Below are 16,172 nucleotides of genomic sequence, written 5' to 3'. Positions count from 1 at the left end.
CTCGATGCTGCAAAAAATTCGTAGTAGTCCTGCTGTATCCTTTTTATATTGACTTGACTATGATTCTATTTGGCATCATTATTACTCATACTGACGTTAGCGCTTACCTAGCAGCGCTCGAATATTGGCCAAATACTCATCAGCGACCGCTTCTGGGTCTTTGCTGGCCTTTTTCTTTTTGGCTTTGGCAGGCCAGTCGATATGATCTTCTGGTAGCTCATCCAAAAACCGTGACTCTGAGGTGACGCGCATTTGACCGCCCGCACGGCGCTGAGTCGCCAGTGTCAATGTAAGCTCACGGCGAGCACGAGTAATACCTACATACATCAAGCGGCGCTCTTCTTCGACTGTCTCACTTAGGATAGAGTTGCGGTGCGGTAGCATCTCCTCCTCTAATCCCATGATATAAACGTAATCAAACTCCAAGCCTTTTGCGGCATGCAAGGTCATCAGATTGACTTTATTGGTATTTTCTTCTTCTTGCTGCTGCTCGAGCATATCGAGCAATACCAGCTTACGAATGATGGTATCAATCGTCCGGTCTTCGTCTTCTTCCGCGCGATTGATGAGCGATTGAATACTGGTATAGAGCATATCGATATTGTCAATACGGTTTTTTTCTTGTTGTGGGGTTTTGGAGTCACTACGGACAAAGTCAATGTAGCCTGTCTCATCAATCATCTGACGCACGATAGGCACAGGGTCAGGATGTTGATCCAGCTCGCGCGTATAATGCTCAATAAATTCACCAAACTCTTTTATCGTGCCATAAGCCTTGGAAGGTAGTACATGAGTCAGACCAGCATGAGTACAAGACGCCAGTAGCGATATGCTGTGCTCTTGGGCAAATAGACCCAGTTTCTCTAATGTGGCCGGACCCATACCGCGTTTAGGAGTATTAATAATACGCAAAAATGCGCTGTCATCTTCGGGGTTCAAAATCAGACGCAGATAGCCCATGATGTCTTTGATTTCACTACGCGCAAAGAATGACTGTCCGCCAGATAACTTATAAGGCACTTGCAATTGACGCAATTGCGCCTCTAACATACGTGCCTGAAAGTTACTACGATAAAGGACAGCATATTGCTCCCACTCATTGCCAAAACGCAGCTTATGCGTGACGATTTCTTTGGCCACACGCTCAGACTCGTCATCGTCATTACGGCAGTTAATAATGCGGATTTTTTCGCCTTGACCTTTGTCTGACCAGAGTTTCTTTTCAAATAAATGCTCATTGTTAAGAATGACCGCGTTGGCAGAGGTCAAAATACGCGTGGTTGAACGGTAATTCTGCTCAAGCATGACGATTTTTAGTTTAGGAAAGTCTTCTTTGAGCAGTGCCATGTTTTCAGGTTTGGCGCCACGCCACGCATAGATAGATTGGTCATCGTCACCAACGACAGTGAAGCGCCCTTGTGGCCCGACCAGATATTTAATCATTTCATACTGGGCGGTGTTGGTATCTTGATACTCATCGACGAGCAAGTAACGAATACGATTTTGCCATTTGTCACGCAGCTCTCTATTTTCACGCAATATTTTCGTGGGCAGTACAATCAAGTCGTCAAAATCGACCGCGTTATAAGCACGCAAATTACGCTCGTATAGTGCATAAAGGGTGGCAAAAATCATATCTTCTGGATCGTCTAACGTTTCCATCGCCTTGTCAGGCTCAATCAGATCGTTTTTCCAGTCAGAAATCATTTTTATGGCTTTACCGACCAGCTCACGACTTTCAGCACCGCTTAAGTTGTCGCGCATCATCAGCTCCATCAGTAGGCGTTTGCTGTCGTCGCTGTCCATGATGGAAAAATTACCTTTAAGCGGCGTATGAAGCAGCTCGTAACGCAAAAACTGTAAGCCAAATTGGTGAAAGGTTGAGACCGTCAAACCGCGCATTTTTTCACTTGGCAACAGTTTGCTAACACGGGCTTTCATCTCGCGCGCGGCTTTATTGGTAAACGTCACGGCAGTGATGCGCTCAGCTGGCATGTTGCATTCTTCGATAAGATAAGCAATCTTGCGCGTAATCACTGAGGTCTTACCGGAGCCGGCACCTGCTAGCACAAGTAATGGACCAGATACGTAGAGCATGGCCTCGGTTTGTTTGGGATTCAGTTGACTCATAACGTGACCTGTCAGACAAAAGCAAAAAAGAGAGTGGCGCTGATAACCTCACGCCCTAATATAGATATTGCAGAGTTATTTCAATGCAGAGTTACTTCAATAAAAAACGGCTCATTGAAAGCAAGCAAATTTGCTGTTTTATAATTTTATGGTTTTATAATAAGCCATTGGATTTAGATGCGCCATTATAAAGCAAAAACCGTGACTTTGGGTGAGGAGTTGAGTGCTGACATAAGCGTATTGAACGAGACCCTAGGGTCTTATAAATTGACTATAATAGCCGACGATTAAAAGTACAGATTTGGGGTTAATATAAGGTAACGTCTATATCATAATTTATGATAAAAAAAACATCTCTTTTTTGCAGATAAAGTGACCGTTCAATACAGCTAAAAACTAGCTTTTAAAAACCGATAAGCGTATAGTACGTAAATAATTTATGCCAGTTGTCACGTCATTATTGACCACGTGTAATGAGCTATTAAATCAATTAAGTAAACGCTTGGATATGATATTGATTTAATACGTTGATCTTACGTTGTTAGGAGATGCGTTAGGCGACCAGCCTTTTATCCGCACGCACATCGGAATATCTACAGTTGGTCACGTCTGACATCGTCGTCAATAAGCTTGATAATTGGTTATTACCAGCAAAGGCCCTAAAATAGTAACGTAAATGCAGTGGCTCAATGACAGTCGCTTTGTGTTTTCGTCTGCGTTATGCCTATCGCTAGACGGCCTTAAAACAGGTCAATATTTGCGCTGGGCTTAACACTCGATTGGGTGAGGAGCACGTATTATCATGTCTGCTTTTAATTGGTCAGCAGTTGCTTTTATCTTAGCCGCCATTGGGCTAGTTGTCTTTATGCTGGTCGTGCCGCGTTTGCTTGGCGGTCGTTCTCAAGGCTCACAAAAAGAAGAAATATTTGAAGCGGGTGTTGTCGGATCTGGCAACGCCCGTATTCGTTTGTCTGCCAAATTTTATTTGGTGGCGATTTTCTTTGTGATTTTTGATTTAGAAGCCCTCTATCTTTATGCGTATGCCGTTTCAGTACGTGAAGCTGGCTGGCTTGGTTTTGCTGCTGCCGCCGTATTCATTACTATTTTAATCATTGGTTTGATATATGAGCTTAGCCTTGGTGCGATGAACTGGGCACCTGCTGACAAACGTCGCAAAAAAGCCCGTCTACATGCAGCGCCAGCTGGTTTCAATTTGGCTGATATCACCAAGTTTGATGGTGCTCACGAGCTGATGGTTGATCCAACGGGCAAGGTTCCCGCGCAGTCCTCCGGTCAAATCAATGTCTCAAACAACATTGAGACCAATCGTCGTCATCTACAAAATATCGATCATATTAATACCACGGGTAATGTTACTTCTGTGGATTTCAGTTCGTCTGCACGGCAAGACAATGCTCGGCGCTAATTGATTTTGATGGCTTTTGTTTTGGCTTTCTAAAGCCTGCAAAGACTGCTAAGAAATATAATGACGCAATCATATTGGTATATTAAATCCATATGAATGAGCATTTATTAATAATAGACGTTAAGGCAATAGTGACGGCAAGATGATTGCCACGCTACACCTAATATAAAGGTTGTATGTTATGAAATACACATTAACAAAAGCCAACCCTGATGCAGATACCTATCCTGCACAGACCAGTCAAACGGTTAATGATCCTATCGAAGACGAAGTCAATAAAAACGTCTTTATGGGTCGCCTCGAAGACCTCGTTCACTCGACAGCAAATTGGGGGCGCAAGCACTCACTATGGCCATTTAACTTTGGTACGTCTTGCTGTTATGTCGAATACGCCACCACTTTAACCGCGGTTCACGATTTATCTCGCTTTGGGGCAGAGGTCATTCGTGCCTCGCCGCGTCAGGCAGATGTCATGATCGTCGCCGGTACTTGCTTCGTGAAAATGGCACCTGTCATCCAGCGTCTATATGAGCAAATGCTTGAGCCAAAATGGGTCATCTCGATGGGGGCCTGTGCCAACTCGGGCGGTATGTATGATATCTACTCTGTCGTACAAGGCGTGGATAAAATCATCCCTGTCGATGTTTATGTGCCCGGCTGTCCGCCGCGTCCAGAAGCGTTGATTCAGGGTTTGATGTTGCTACAAGAATCTATTACTAAAGAGCGTCGCCCGCTGGGTATTCATGTCAATGAGCAGGGCATCTATCAGCCGCAAATGACGCCTGAGCGTGATCGTAAGCAAGCAGATCGTATCGCTGTCAAAAACTTGCGTAGCCCAGATAGTATTTAAATATTAGACAGCATTTAGATTCACAGCAATAACCTCAACATTTTATGCGCTCATCATAGTTCGGTTATGATTAACATAGCTCAGTTATGGTTGACATAGTTTAGTTATGATTAATGAAGGAATGCATCATTCATGGTCACGGTAGTCGAAAACACAGATCCTAATATCAAGCCTGTTCCAGCAGTCATAACTGAGCTGGAGCAAAAATATGCTGGTAAATTTGTCGTGCAGCACACTGTGGATGAGATTCCAACGGTTTGGGTGGCGCGTGCTGATTTGTTAGACATTCTCTTATTCTTGCGCAAACTGCCTAAGCCTTACGTCATGCTGTTTGATTTGTCAGCGATAGATGAGCGTCTGCGTCAGCATCGCCAAGGGTTGCCTGACAGCGATTTTACAGTGTTTTATCATCTGATGTCGCTTGAGCGCAATAGTGATGTACGCATTAAAGTCGCGCTGAGTGAGGACGATCTCAATGTGCCAAGCGCCACCCAGATTTGGCCAAATGCCAACTGGTACGAGCGTGAAGTGTGGGACATGTTTGGTATTGTCTTTACAGGTCATCCGCATTTAACGCGTATCTTACTGCCAAAATACTGGGAAGGTCATCCACTGCGTAAAGAATATCACGCACGTGCGACTGAATTTACCCCGTACTTCTTAAATACGGCTAAGCAGCAATACGAGCAAGAGAACCTACGTTTTGTCCCAGAAGAGTGGGGCATGAAACGCTCAGGTCGTGATGAAGACTTTATGTTCTTGAACATCGGTCCTAACCATCCCTCTGCTCACGGTGCATTCCGTTTGGTGTTACAGCTTGATGGCGAAGAAGTCGTGGATTGTATTCCTGATATCGGCTATCACCACCGCGGTGCAGAAAAAATGGCTGAGCGTCAAACATGGCACTCATTTATTCCTTATACCGACCGTATTGATTACCTTGGCGGTGTGATGAATGAGCTGCCGTACATCATGTCGGTCGAAAAGCTAGCAGGCATTACCATTCCGCCTCGTGCTGAAACCATCCGCGTGATGATGAGCGAGTTTTTCCGTATTACCAATAACCTGCTGTTTGTCGGTACCTTTATTCAGGATGCGGGTGGTATGACCCCTGTATTCTATATGTTTACTGATCGCCAAAAAGCCTATGACGTTATCGAAGCGGTGACTGGCTATCGTATGCATCCAGCTTGGTTCCGTATTGGTGGCACTGCCGCTGACCTGCCGCGCGGTTGGCAGCGTTTGGTGCGTGAGTTCTTAGATTGGATGCCAAAGCGCTTGGACGAGTATGTCAAAGCGGCATTGCAAAACAGTGTGCTCAAAGGTCGTACCCAAGGTGTGGCGCAGTACAATGCCAAGCAAGCATTGGCTTGGGGCGTGACGGGTGCAGGTTTACGTGCCACAGGCGTGGATTTTGATCTACGTAAAGCACGTCCATACATGGGCTATGAGAATTACGATTTTGAAGTGCCAGTTGGTTATAACGGTGATGCTTATGATCGTTGTATGGTCAAAGTCGAAGAGATGCGTCAGTCTTTACGTATCATTCGTCAGTGCATGGACAACATGCCACAAGGTCCTTATAAGGCGGATCATCCATTAGCTGTACCACCGCCGAAAGACCGTACGTTGAACGATATCGAGACGCTGATTAACCACTTTATCTCCGTATCTTGGGGTCCTGTGATGCCAGCAGGTGAATGCACCACGATTGTGGAGGCGACCAAAGGTCTGAACAGCTATTACATTACGTCAGACAAAGCCACGATGAGCTATCGCACCCGTATTCGTACGCCGACATTTGCGCATTTGCAACAGATGCCATCCGTCATCAATGGCTCACTGGTTTCTGATGCCATTATGTATCTGGCGTCGATTGATATTGTGATGGCGGATTGTGACCGTTAGAGTTTTTTAAAAAAGAGATGTTAATCAATATATTATTGCCAAATGGCACACCAAAATGCTGTCATATTTCAATGTGACGACAGTCGTCGCACGACTGACGTCATAATGTAATAGAGCGTGATGAGTGAGGAAAGATAGAAGATTATGAAAATTGTTTCCGACAAAATGCCAAAAGTAGATGTGGCAAGTATCCTCACCACTGAGGAAATCGCCGCGATTCATGAATTTATGCATCATTATCCACAGGCACGTGCGGCCTCTCTCGATGCCCTAAAAATTGTGCAAAAACGTAACGGCTGGGTCGATGATGCGCAAGTCAATGCCATTGCCAATATTCTAGATATTCCGATGTCAGACATGGATGGCGTCGCCACCTTCTTCAACCGTATTTACCGTCAGCCTGTCGGTCGTCACGTGATTCTAATCTGTGATTCTGTGGCCTGTTATTTGACAGGTTATGAGGCGCTATCGGCTGAACTCAGATCGCAATTGGGCATTGAGTATGGACAGACGACCGTTGATGGTCGTTTTACGCTATTGCCGATTTGTTGCTTGGGCAACTGTGACAAAGGTCCTGCGGTGCTGATTGACGAAGACACTTATGGTCCTGTTCAGCCCTCCGAAGTCGCGCAATTATTGGAGCTATACGCATGAGTTTAACGATTTCAGAGCAGATTGCTCGTCGCGGCCAAGGCCAAGCGCCAAGCCAACTAAATGCACAGCGTGTTCCAATTTATGGTGATAAAGCCACAGCCACGAGCGAAACCAGACCATTAACATGGCGTCTAGCGCATCACGATGCCGTGCTTGATTTGGCGACTTATGAGTCTCTAAAAGGTTTTACCGGTTTAAAAGAGGCGTTATCTAAATCGCCTAAAGCAGTCGGTGATATGATTAAAGCGGCTAACGTCAGAGGTCGCGGCGGTGCAGGTTTTAATGCTGGTTTGAAATGGACATTTATGTCACCGCCGGACGGTTTGCCGCGCTATCTCATCTGCAATGCTGATGAAATGGAGCCGGGAACGTTTAAAGATCGTTTGTTAATGGAGCGCCTACCATTCCAGCTTATCGAAGGGATGTTGATTACGGCGCATGCGATTGGTGCAACTGACGGATATATCTTTATTCGCGGTGAGTACATTTTAGCCGCTCAGCGCTTGGTTACTGCTATCGAAGAGTGCTTGGCCAATAATCTCATGGGCGACAATATTTTAGGCTCAGATTTTAGCTTTAATCTGCATGTGCATACGGGCGCTGGCCGTTATATTTGCGGTGAAGAAACCGCACTTATTAACTGTCTAGAAGGTCGCCGTGCTAACCCACGAACCAAGCCGCCGTTTCCACAGATTTCTGGCGCATGGGGCAGACCAACGGTTGTCAATAACGTCGAGACCTTGTGCAACATGCCAGCTATCTTGAACCATGGCGTCGAATGGTATCAGTCATTGTCCGATATCAAAGGCAAAAGCAAAACCCCAGGCACCAAGCTGTTTGGTTGCTCAGGCTTGGTCAATGATCCCGGTCTGTGGGAGCTGCCATTTGGCTACACCGCGCGCGAGATCATTGAGGATTTGGCGGGTGGTATGAAAGATGGTAAGACTCTGAAAGCTTGGCTACCGGGCGGTGCATCAACTGACTTTTTGACCGCCGACCATTTAGACGTGGTTGTAGACTTTGATACCATCCAAGAAGCGGGTAGCCGTATGGGTACTGGGCTGATTATGGTGGTTGATGAGGCACAAGACATGGTACCACTGCTGCGCAATCTTGAGATTTTCTTTCAGCGCGAATCCTGCGGTTGGTGTACGCCATGCCGTGATGGTCTGCCGTGGGGTGTTAAATTACTCACTGCCATTAATGATGGTGAAGGGCAAATCGGCGATGTCGAAAAGTTAGAGGGTCTCACGCGTGACTTATGGATTGGTAAAACATTCTGTGCGCATGCGCCGGGTGCGATGGAACCGCTGATGAGTGCGATTAAATATTTCCGTCCAGAGTTTGATCAAAAAATCGCGCAGGCGGTTGGTGTCGATGTTATTGATGCTGCAGCCAACCAACAGCCAGTAGTGAAATAAGGAGAGCGGCATGGCAGTCATACATATTGATGGAACCACTGTCGAAGTAGATAGCGCAGATAACTTGCTACAAGCCTGCTTATCACTCGGCATTGATGTGCCGTATTTTTGTTATCATCCCGCCCTCGGCTCAGTCGGCTCATGTCGTCAGTGCGCGGTCAAGCAATATCAAAACGCCGATGACATGAAAGCCGGTCGCGGTCGTCTCGTAATGTCATGCATGGTTGCCCCTAGCGATGACATGTACATTTCAGTCACCGATGATGAAGCCAAAGCCTTCCGCAAGTCGATGGTTGAGCTACTCATGACCAACCATCCGCATGACTGCCCAACTTGTGAAGAAGGTGGTCACTGTCATTTGCAAGACATGACTTACATGTCAGGTCATAGCCGTCGTCGTTATCGCTTTACCAAACGTACCCATCACAACCAAGAGCTTGGACCTTTTATAGCCCATGAGATGAACCGCTGTATCGCGTGCTATCGCTGTGTCCGTTTTTATAAAGACTATGCAGGCGGCGAAGATTTGGGCGTGTATGGCTCAAACAATCGTGTTTATTTTGGCCGTGATAAAGATGGTCAGTTCGAAAGTGAGTTCTCAGGTAACTTGACCGAAGTTTGCCCAACGGGTGTCTTTACTGATAAGACGCATTCTGAGCGCTATAACCGTAAATGGGACATGCAGTATGCGCCAAGCATCTGTCATGGCTGCTCGGCTGGCTGTAACATCTCACCGGGTGAACGTTATGGTGAATTGCGCCGTATCGAAAACCGTTATAACGGCGAAGTGAACCGCTACTTTTTATGTGATCGAGGTCGTTTTGGTTATGGCTACGTCAATCGTGACGATCGCCCAACTCAAGCGCTTGAACGTATCAATGATAAGCACGTCAAAATTAATATTGATTATGCTTTAGATGAAACCATCAAACGTATTAAAGATAAAAAAGTTATTGGTATCGGCTCACCACGTGCCAGTCTAGAGACCAACTTTGCGCTAAAAAATCTCGTCGGCTACGATAAATTTTCTACAGGTCTGAACCACCAGCAGCAAGCACTGGTCAATAAATGTATCGAAGTGCTCAGCACGGAAGGCATTTATAATCCAAGCATGACGGATATCGAAAGTTACGATGCCGTATTGGTGCTGGGCGAAGACATTACCCAAACCTCATCACGAGTGGCGTTGTCAGTACGTCAAGCCGCAAAAAACGAAGGCCTGAAAATGGCTGCAGCGTTGCAGACGCAATCTTGGCTTGCTGAACCAGTCAAACGTATTGCCCAAGATGCTTTAAGCCCAGTCTATGTCATTGATGTGACCCAAACTAAATTGGAAGACATCAGTAAAGTCAGCGTGGTTGCAACGCCCGAAGACATTACCAAGCTTGGCTTTAAAGTGGCTGCTGAGATTGCTAATTTTTCTGATGATTTATCAGAAGTCATTAATCCACAAGCCACTACGCAACAAAATGCAGATGACAATGCAGACGTTAATGCTGATACTGATGGCATGCAAGCGCTGGCTCAGCAAATTGCTTATGACTTAGTACAAGCGGATAAACCATTGGTAATCTCAGGTACGGGCTTATCGTCTACCGCATTGATAGAAGCCGCCGCGCAAATTACTCAAGCATTAACACAAAAACGTGCGGCAATTAAGGCGACAGAGCAACATCAAATTGACACTCATAATGCCAAAGTGCATGCAGCAGAGCAACAAGTACAAACCGATCAACCTGAAGAAGATCAAGAGCTGTCGGCCAAACCGAACAAGCCTGAAACGGGTGTGAATACAGAAGCACAAGACGATGTCGAGCGTGAGCCTGCAGAAAAGCTTGAACTGAAAGAAATCAATGACCGTTATCACGCACAAGCCGGTATTTATTTAACCGTCCCTGATGCCAATAGCATAGGCGTTTGCATGCTTGGTGGTCAATCCGTTGAAGAGCTGTTGGCTACGGATTTTGATGTCGTCATCGTTGCGGAAAACCAGCTGACAGATGCGATTGATGCCAATAAATTAACGCAGCTATTGACCGATAAAACGATCATTGCATTAGACCATCAATTGCTTGATTGGCATAAAGACGTCGATATCGTATTGCCAGCCGCAAGCTTTGCTGAGGCCGATGGCACATTGATATCAGCTGAAGGCCGTGCTCAGCGCTTTTTCCAAGTTTATGATAACAATTACTATCATCCAATGAGCAGCATCAAAGAAGGCTGGCGCTGGCTACATGCCGTCCATAGCAGCTTAGAAGGTAGAGATGTCGACTGGACACAGCTAGACGATGTGATTAATGCTTTAATAGTCACGCATCCTAAACTTGCGGGTATCAAAGGCGCTGCGCCTGACGCTGATTACCGTATCACGGGTCTTAAAATTGCTCGTCAGCCGCGTCGTTACTCGGGTCGTACCGCCATGCGTGCGCCGATCTCAGTCCATGAGCCGATGCAGCCAAAAGACTTAGATACAGGCTTAACCTTTTCAATGGAAGGCTATAGCGGTAAAGAAACGCCAAGCTCGATGATTCCGTTTGCCAATGCGGCAGGTTGGAACTCACCGCAAGCGTGGAACAAATATCAAGACAAAGTCGGCGGTCATCTAAAAAATGGTGATCCGGGTGTGCGTTTGTTTGATGGGTTAGAGCGTTTGGCCACTCGTCAGTATGTCGCACCAGAAGCAACGGCTTCGAGTACGACTGACCTGCAGCAAGGACAAGCCAAATTGGTGCCGATCTATAATATCTATGCCAGCTCGATGATGGCCTCGCGTAGTCCAATCGTTGCTGAGCAATTACCAATTGCGGCATGGCGCATCGGTATGGATGATGCCAAAGACTGGGATATCGCTGCTGGCGATTACTTAGCGATTGAGATTGATAAGCAACAAATTACCTTGCCAGTACAGTTGGTTGGTTATTTAGCAGAAGGCTGCATCGGTTATCCAGTTGGACAGGTGAGTATCATTCACCCATCAATGCCAGCGTCGGTACGCAAAGTGGATGCGCCAGTGATGATGATGGGTAGTATGGCTGACGATATGATGAATAATAATGATGCCGCGCCAATGAACGCAGCGCCGACCACCACACAGGAGGTGTAATATGCAAGTTACCCGTATTATCCCTGATGTGCCAAGCTTTTTGGCCGGCAGCATGAGCTTTGATGCTTGGTCCATTCTGTTTTTGGTGAGCCAATCGTTGGTTATCTTTTTAGTCGTGGTACTGGTTGCTGCGATGATGATCATCTATGAGCGCCGCATGCTAGCATTATGGCAAGACCGTTACGGTCCTAACCGTGTTGGGCCGTTTGGTTCATTGCAGCTGGTTGCTGACATGCTAAAAATCTTCTTTAAAGAAGATTGGACACCGAATTTTACCGATAAATTTATGTTTACCTTGGCGCCTGCGGTTGCCATGTTTACTGCCTTGGCCTCATTTGCCATTATTCCTATTTCACCAACGCTTGGTGTGGCTGATTGGGACATTGGTATTCTGTTCTTCTTTGCGATGGCAGGCATTGCTGTCTATGCCGTGATGTTTGGCGGTTGGGCATCTGCCAATAAGTTCTCGCTATTGGGCGGCTTACGTTCAGCGGCACAAACGATCAGTTATGAAGTCTTTTTGGGCTTGTCATTGATGGGTGTGGTCGCCCTAACAGGCTCATTTAACTTGCGCGCCATTGTTGAGTCGCAAGTTGATGGCTGGTATATCATACCGCAGTTTTTCGGGTTTTTGACTTTTGTGGTGGCTGGTGTGGCGGTGACACACAGACATCCATTTGACCAACCAGAAGCCGAGCAAGAGCTGGCTGAAGGGTATCATGTTGAATATTCTGGCATGAAATTCGGTATGTTCTTTATTGGCGAATACGTCAATGTTGTCTTGATTTCTGCGTTAATGACATGCCTATTCTTCGGTGGCTGGCTTGCACCTTTTAACCTAGATATTCCGTTTATTCCACCAGCTTTTTGGTTCATGATTAAGACGCTGTTCTTTATGACCCTATTTGTTTTGGCTCGAGGCTCACTCATGCGTCCGCGCTATGATCAGGTGATGAATTTTGGCTGGAAAGTTTGCCTGCCAGTAACGTTGATTAATTTATTGGTTACTGCTGCAGTCATTTTAATCTTTTCTCCAACGTTATAGTCATCACTAGTAGCCATTACTAGCCATCATTGATGAACTAGGGTAAAGCTGATAAGGATAATAATCCCATGTTTACTACCATAAAAAAGACCGTCATTGGACTATTTACCATTGTTCGCAGCATGTGGATGGTCAATAGTCATGCGCTCAGACCGCGTGACACCATTCTTTATCCTGAAGAGCCGGTTCCTGTGCCGCCGCGTTTTCGTGGACGTATTGTCCTCACGCGCGACCCTGATGGGGACGAGCGCTGTGTCGCTTGTAATTTGTGTGCGGTGGCCTGTCCGGTCGGCTGTATCTCTTTGCAAAAAGCGGAGCGTGAGGATGGCCGCTGGTATCCGGAGTTTTTTCGGATCAATTTTTCGCGCTGTATCTTTTGTGGACTGTGTGAAGAAGCTTGCCCGACGACCGCCATTCAGATGACACCAGACTTTGAGATGGGTGAATATAAGCGCCAAGATTTGGTCTATGAAAAAGAGCATTTGCTCATTTCAGGGCCAGGCAAATATCCTGATTATAATTATTACCGTGTGACGGGTATGGCGGTAGCGGACAAACCAAAAGGTGCGGCACAAAATGAAGCTGCACCGATTGATCTAAGGAGCTTGCTACCATGATGAATATCTTGAACCATCCTGAATTGGCAGGGTTTTATTCACTCGCTGCCGTGGCAATATTTGCCAGTCTGCGCGTGGTGACGCAAGCCAATCCAGTCCATGCTATTTTATCGATGATTGTGTCATTACTGGCGATCGCGGGCATATTTTTTGTGTTGGGCGCGCCATTTGCAGGGGCGTTAGAGATTGTTGTCTACGCGGGCGCTATTATGGTGCTGTTTGTCTTTGTCATTATGATGCTGAACTTAGGTATGAGCAATGATGAGCGCGAAGAGCGCTGGCTGGATGCCGGTACGTGGGCGATACCGACTGGACTGACAATTATTATTGCCGTGGTGCTGTATGCGATGATTGGTCTCAATCACGACGAAGCAGCTATGATTGGTGGCACAACAGTTTCAGCCAAAACCGTCGGTACGGTATTGTTTACCAAATACGTTATGCTCATACAAGTGGCGGCTTTACTACTACTGGCGGCTTTGGTTGCGGCTTATCATTTGGGTAAAGAAGCGATCGATGATGAGATTGTCGGTAATGAAAATCAAAACTTTCAGCCAAGCGTGGGCAGTATCAGAGAATATGAAAATGAGAGTACTCATACAGAATACGATGCTGTAAAAATGGCTGAACCTTACGAATATAAAGATGTTGACCCACATGACTATGTAGGTATGAAGGTAGGTAGTCAAGTAGGTGTGAACAAAGTCACGCCCAAGGAGTTAGACTGATGGTACTAGCAGCGAGCGTGGCACAAGATGTGTCAAATGTGCCGTTTGCCCATGAGGTAGCAGGCTTAGTACAGCCTGCTGCTGAGGCGCAAAATGTATTGGGTATGATACCGATGAGTCATGGACTAATTTTGGCAGGTATTTTATTTGCCATTGGTCTATGCGGCGTCATGGTACGACGTAACTTCTTATTTATGCTAATGAGCCTTGAGATCATGATGAACGCGGCAGCATTGGCATTTGTTGTGGCAGGTAGTCGCTGGGTTGATCCTGATGGACAGATTATGTTTATCTTTATTTTGACGTTAGCAGCAGCAGAGGCGGCCATTGGTTTGGCAATATTATTGCGGTTTTATCATAAGCGTGGGCATCTCGATGTCGATAGCGCCAATGAGATGAAAGGATGATGTCATGAGTTTATTACCATTAACCTTTATATTCCCGCTCGTTGGCTTTTTGATTTTAGCCTTTATGCGCGACAAATTAACCGAACAGGTAGCAGCGATTGTCGGTGTCGGTAGCATGCTGTTATCAGCATTATGCACGCTGGTGGTCAGCTACACCTTTTTGACCACCAATCCAGCAGGCACAGTGGTACAAATGCCACTATGGACATGGTTTCAAGTTGGGGATTTTGCGCCGAACTTTGGACTGAGCTTTGATGGCTTGGCGCTAACCATGACTGGAGTCATTACGGGTATTGGTTTTTTAATCCATCTGTTTGCCGCTTGGTATATGAAAGGCGATACTGGGTTTGCCCGTTTCTTTAGCTACATGAACTTGTTCGTTGCTAGTATGCTATTGCTGGTATTGGCAGATAACTTGTTTTTGCTTTATCTTGGTTGGGAAGGCGTGGGTATCTGTTCGTACTTACTGATTGGTTATTATTATCATGACCGAGCCAACGGTCTTGCCGCGATGAAGGCCTTTACCGTCACGCGCGTGGGTGATGTGTTTTTGGCCTTTGGTTTGTTTTTATTATTCCGCGAATTTGGCACGCTTAATATCCAAGAGATTATTACTCGGGCGCCAGAAGTGTTCGATATCAATAATCCGATCATGATGTTGACCACCATGATGTTGGTGGGCGGCGCAATGGGTAAATCAGCCCAGCTGCCATTACATACGTGGCTTGCCGATGCGATGGCAGGTCCAACGCCTGTATCAGCGCTTATTCACGCCGCAACGATGGTGACGGCAGGGGTTTATTTAATTGCCCGTCTACATCCCTTGTTTGAGCTAACGCCAGGTATTTTATTGTATTGGGTCGGCGGGGTTGGTGCGTTGACGCTGGTCGTTGCGGGCTTCTGTGCCTTGGCACAAACGGATATCAAACGTATCCTTGCGTATTCAACCATGAGTCAGATCGGCTATATGTTCTTAGCACTTGGCGTGGGCGCATGGCAAGGCGCAATCTTCCACTTGATGACACATGCTTTCTTTAAAGCCTTATTATTCTTATCATCAGGTGCCGTTATCCTTGCTGTACATCATGAGCAAGACATCTTTAAGATGGGCGGCTTGCGCAAAAAGATACCATTGGTATTTTGGTGCTATATCGTCGGTGGCGGTGCACTGGCAGCGATACCTTGGGTCACGGTTGGTTTTTACTCTAAAGAAGCGATTCTTTGGGAGACTTATGCCACCGGCCACATGGTACTGTTTTATATGGGGGTGTTCGGTGCGTTCTTAACGGCACTTTATACGTTCCGTATGATTTGGATCATATTCTTCGGCGAAGAAAAAACCCCTGCGCACAAATTATCCGGTGTGTCGTATTGGTTGCCTTTGACCGTGTTGCTTGTACTATCTACAGCCGTTGGTGCTTGGATTACACCGCCGTTAGACGGTGTGTTGCCAGAGAGCGTTGGGCATTTATTAGAAGTGGCAGGTCAAGATCATGCCAAGCACACGGCAGAATACATAGCGATGGGCGCCATGCTGGCTGGTTTGATATTGGCTGCACTATTATATGTCGTCAATAAAGGTCGCTTGCTCACTAGCTTTAAGCGCACACGTATTGGTGGGGCTCTATATCACTGGTGCTACCATGGTTTAGGTTTCGACGCGCTATATGATGTAATTTTCGTAAAACCCTTTTTATTCATCGGCCGTTTATTTAAAGCCGACCCTATTGATAAAACGTGGTATGTATTACCTAAGCTGGCTTCAGCAGGTAATAAGGTATTGTCTGCGACGCAAACAGGGTCACTCCGAGGTTATGCTACAAGCTTTGGCTTGGGTATGGCTGTATTGCTCGTGCTGGTAATGATGACGGTGGTATAAG

At 46.3% G+C, this 16,172-nt stretch carries 12 protein-coding genes; 11 read left to right on the top strand and 1 reads right to left on the bottom strand.

Annotated elements, in window-relative coordinates; translation table 11 throughout:
• Window positions 1-96: 96 nt before the first annotated feature.
• Complete coding sequence (locus JMY02_RS09355) at window positions 97-2,130, bottom strand: UvrD-helicase domain-containing protein (protein ID WP_201597482.1); 2,034 nt, start codon at window positions 2,128-2,130, stop codon at window positions 97-99.
• 802 nt (window positions 2,131-2,932) lie between these two features.
• Here JMY02_RS09355 and ndhC point away from each other — a divergent pair.
• The 11 genes from ndhC to nuoL all read left to right on the top strand — a co-directional run bounded on the left by ndhC (window position 2,933) and on the right by nuoL (window position 16,171).
• Window positions 2,933-3,556 carry an NADH-quinone oxidoreductase subunit A gene (gene ndhC, locus JMY02_RS09350; protein WP_201597479.1) on the top strand — a complete coding sequence of 208 codons (624 nt, stop codon included), beginning with the start codon at window positions 2,933-2,935 and terminating at the stop codon, window positions 3,554-3,556.
• A gap of 181 nt (window positions 3,557-3,737) precedes the next feature.
• Window positions 3,738-4,406, top strand: a complete 669-nt coding sequence (locus JMY02_RS09345) for a NuoB/complex I 20 kDa subunit family protein (RefSeq protein ID WP_021813431.1) — start codon at window positions 3,738-3,740, stop codon at window positions 4,404-4,406.
• A gap of 132 nt (window positions 4,407-4,538) precedes the next feature.
• Complete coding sequence (gene nuoC, locus JMY02_RS09340) at window positions 4,539-6,314, top strand: NADH-quinone oxidoreductase subunit C/D (protein ID WP_021813432.1); 1,776 nt, start codon at window positions 4,539-4,541, stop codon at window positions 6,312-6,314.
• 144 nt (window positions 6,315-6,458) lie between these two features.
• Window positions 6,459-6,968 carry an NADH-quinone oxidoreductase subunit NuoE gene (gene nuoE, locus JMY02_RS09335; protein ID WP_201597470.1) on the top strand — a complete coding sequence of 170 codons (510 nt, stop codon included), beginning with the start codon at window positions 6,459-6,461 and terminating at the stop codon, window positions 6,966-6,968.
• Window positions 6,965-8,389: an NADH-quinone oxidoreductase subunit NuoF gene (nuoF, locus tag JMY02_RS09330; protein ID WP_201597468.1), complete on the top strand. Its 1,425-nt coding sequence runs from the start codon at window positions 6,965-6,967 to the stop codon at window positions 8,387-8,389. The genes nuoE and nuoF overlap by 4 nt, the downstream gene beginning before the upstream one ends.
• A gap of 10 nt (window positions 8,390-8,399) precedes the next feature.
• On the top strand, window positions 8,400-11,495 hold the full coding sequence (gene nuoG / locus JMY02_RS09325) for an NADH-quinone oxidoreductase subunit NuoG (protein ID WP_201597467.1): 3,096 nt from the start codon (window positions 8,400-8,402) through the stop codon (window positions 11,493-11,495).
• A gap of 52 nt (window positions 11,496-11,547) precedes the next feature.
• Window positions 11,548-12,540, top strand: a complete 993-nt coding sequence (nuoH, locus tag JMY02_RS09320) for an NADH-quinone oxidoreductase subunit NuoH (protein WP_201597535.1) — start codon at window positions 11,548-11,550, stop codon at window positions 12,538-12,540.
• 68 nt (window positions 12,541-12,608) lie between these two features.
• The gene (gene nuoI, locus JMY02_RS09315) at window positions 12,609-13,157 is read left to right on the top strand and encodes an NADH-quinone oxidoreductase subunit NuoI (protein ID WP_201597465.1); all 549 of its coding nucleotides are present in this window, start codon (window positions 12,609-12,611) and stop codon (window positions 13,155-13,157) included.
• Window positions 13,154-13,885: an NADH-quinone oxidoreductase subunit J gene (gene nuoJ, locus JMY02_RS09310; protein WP_201597464.1), complete on the top strand. Its 732-nt coding sequence runs from the start codon at window positions 13,154-13,156 to the stop codon at window positions 13,883-13,885. Before nuoI ends, nuoJ begins: the two co-directional genes overlap by 4 nt.
• A 98-nt stretch (window positions 13,886-13,983) precedes the next feature.
• Entirely contained in the window at window positions 13,984-14,292 is a 309-nt protein-coding gene (gene nuoK, locus JMY02_RS09305) for an NADH-quinone oxidoreductase subunit NuoK (protein ID WP_040641932.1), read from the top strand.
• A gap of 4 nt (window positions 14,293-14,296) precedes the next feature.
• On the top strand, window positions 14,297-16,171 hold the full coding sequence (nuoL, locus tag JMY02_RS09300) for an NADH-quinone oxidoreductase subunit L (protein ID WP_201597463.1): 1,875 nt from the start codon (window positions 14,297-14,299) through the stop codon (window positions 16,169-16,171).
• The last annotated feature ends 1 nt before the right edge of the window (window position 16,172 follow it).

The sequence above is a fragment of the Psychrobacter vallis genome (genome assembly GCF_904846715.1).
In the GTDB taxonomy this organism is placed as follows: Bacteria; Pseudomonadota; Gammaproteobacteria; order Pseudomonadales; family Moraxellaceae; genus Psychrobacter; species Psychrobacter vallis.
The sequence above is the reverse complement of the archived record's forward strand: the minus strand, read 5'-3'. Positions and strand labels throughout refer to the sequence as shown.

Bases quoted from the DNA above. Each gene is read 5' to 3' on its own strand.
- nuoI (WP_201597465.1), top strand. From the start codon at position 12,609: ATGTTTACTACCATAAAAAAGACCGTCATTGGACTATTTACCATTGTT.
- nuoC (WP_021813432.1), top strand. From the start codon at position 4,539: ATGGTCACGGTAGTCGAAAACACAGATCCTAATATCAAGCCTGTTCCA.
- JMY02_RS09355 (WP_201597482.1), bottom strand. From the start codon at position 2,130: ATGAGTCAACTGAATCCCAAACAAACCGAGGCCATGCTCTACGTATCT.
- JMY02_RS09345 (WP_021813431.1), top strand. From the start codon at position 3,738: ATGAAATACACATTAACAAAAGCCAACCCTGATGCAGATACCTATCCT.
- nuoJ (WP_201597464.1), top strand. From the start codon at position 13,154: ATGATGAATATCTTGAACCATCCTGAATTGGCAGGGTTTTATTCACTC.
- nuoE (WP_201597470.1), top strand. From the start codon at position 6,459: ATGAAAATTGTTTCCGACAAAATGCCAAAAGTAGATGTGGCAAGTATC.
- nuoF (WP_201597468.1), top strand. From the start codon at position 6,965: ATGAGTTTAACGATTTCAGAGCAGATTGCTCGTCGCGGCCAAGGCCAA.
- ndhC (WP_201597479.1), top strand. From the start codon at position 2,933: ATGTCTGCTTTTAATTGGTCAGCAGTTGCTTTTATCTTAGCCGCCATT.
- nuoG (WP_201597467.1), top strand. From the start codon at position 8,400: ATGGCAGTCATACATATTGATGGAACCACTGTCGAAGTAGATAGCGCA.
- nuoH (WP_201597535.1), top strand. From the start codon at position 11,548: ATGAGCTTTGATGCTTGGTCCATTCTGTTTTTGGTGAGCCAATCGTTG.
- nuoL (WP_201597463.1), top strand. From the start codon at position 14,297: ATGAGTTTATTACCATTAACCTTTATATTCCCGCTCGTTGGCTTTTTG.